The sequence below is a fragment of the Rhodopseudomonas sp. BR0C11 genome (assembly GCF_010820945.1).
Taxonomy (GTDB): Bacteria; Pseudomonadota; Alphaproteobacteria; order Rhizobiales; family Xanthobacteraceae; genus Rhodopseudomonas; species Rhodopseudomonas palustris_H.
In genome coordinates, this window is record NZ_QTKI01000623.1 from 1 (window position 1) to 1,828 (window position 1,828).

The 1,828-nt window shown below is 63.8% G+C and carries 2 protein-coding genes; both read left to right on the forward strand.

Annotated features, from left to right (window positions below):
- Nucleotides 1–1,268 (forward strand): flagellar hook-basal body complex protein (locus tag DYI24_RS25910; protein WP_164574350.1); only part of this gene is annotated, 1,268 nt, incomplete at its 5' end.
- Nucleotides 1,269–1,306: 38 nt separating this feature from the next.
- On the forward strand, nucleotides 1,307–1,828 hold a 522-nt coding region (gene flgK / locus DYI24_RS25915; RefSeq protein WP_164574351.1), incomplete at its 3' end, for a flagellar hook-associated protein FlgK.

The window sequence follows — 1,828 nt, forward strand, 5'->3', positions numbered from 1 at the left end:
CCTATCCGCTGACCACCAAGCACGACAAGTCGATCCCCGGATCGGAACTGCTGCGCGCCGCCGATTTCGCCACCAACCCGCAGGTTCTCGGCACCACCCCGCCGCCGTTCAGCGACAACACCAAGACCGGCCTGCAGATCAACAACAAGCAGGGTGTCCCGATCACCGGTGCGACCAAGCTGAGCGGCGTCGCCGGCAGCGACTCGATCGGCGTCGATTTCGCAGTGGGCAACACCATCACGGTCAACGGCACCACCATTACCTTCACCGCTGCAGGCGGCACGGACGACGCGACCAACATCCCGATCGATTCAACGATTGCTAACCTGTTGAGCAAGATCGATGCGATCTCGGCCGGCGGTGCGGCCTCGACAGTGACTTCCGGCGCGGTGGTGCTGCACACCGGCGTCGCCAGCGATCTGGCGATGACGTCCGGCGCTGCGGCGTTCGCCTCGCTCGGTCTCACCAGCCCGGTTAATGTGGTCCGCAACGGTGGTGGTTCGGTCGGTACCGGCAAGGTGACCGGCGTCGACAACCAGACGTTCCTCGACGAGTCGGTCTCGGGTGGCTCCACCACCGCCTACGACGGCAACGGCGCCCCGGTGAACGTGCAGTTCCGTTGGGCCAAGGTCGACTCCGCCACCCTCGGCACCGGCCACACCGACGTCTGGAACCTGTTCTATCAGGTCAATCCGAACGCCACCGGCACGCAGACCGCGTGGCAGAACGTCAACACCAACTTCACCTTTGCCTCCAACGGCCAGATGAGCCCGGTGATCGGCCAGATCACGCTGACCGGTCTGACGGTTTCGGGTGTGTCGCTGGGCGACGTGACGATGGCGTTCGGCACCGGCGGTCTGACGCAGTTTTCCGACACCAACGGCAACGTCCAGGTCAACCAGCTGCAGCAGGACGGCTACTCGGCCGGCCAGCTCGTCAGCGTGTCGGTCAGCAACGACGGCCGCGTGGTCGGTGCCTATTCCAACGGCCGCAATATCGACCTCGCCGAAGTGTCGGTGGCGACCTTCAACGGTGCGAACTTCCTCAAGCGCACCGATGGCGGCGCATTCGAGATCACCAATGAATCCGGCCAACCTCTGTACGGCAAGGGCGGCTCGGTGTCGGGCTCATCGCTCGAATCGTCGAACACCGACATCGCCGACGAATTCACCAAGCTGATCGTCACGCAGCAGGCTTACTCGGCGAACACCAAGGTGATCACCACGGCCAACACCATGGTGCAGGATCTGCTCAACGTGATGCGCTAGGCGGTGCGATCCGCCCTCCAAACCCCGGGTAGGTAGTCATGAGTCTCGGAGACGCACTCGCTATTGCAATGGCCGGCCTTCGGGTGAACCAGGCGACGATGTCGCTGGTGTCATCCAACGTCGCCAACGCCGAGACGCCCGGCTATGTCCGTAAGACGGTCAACCAGTCGGCGGTGAATGCGGGGGAGACCGGAACCAGCGTCAAGGTCGTCGGCGTCGACCGTCAGCTCGACGACTACATCCTGGCGCAGCTTCGAACCGAGACCTCAGGAGGCGCCTACGCGTCGCTGCGATCGGACTTCCTGAAGCAGCTGCAGGGGCTGTTCGGTGATCCGAACTCCACCGGCACGCTCGAAGACTCCTATAACGGCCTCACCACCGCGCTGCAGGCGCTTGCAACCAGCCCGGACAGCACCTCTGCGCGGATTGCCGTGCTGAACGCCGCGCAGGCGATTTCGAGCAATCTGAATTCGACGTCCAACGGCATCCAAACGCTGCGCGCTGGTTGCGAGACCGGCATCGCCGACGCGGTAACCACCGCGAACAACTTGATGCAGCAG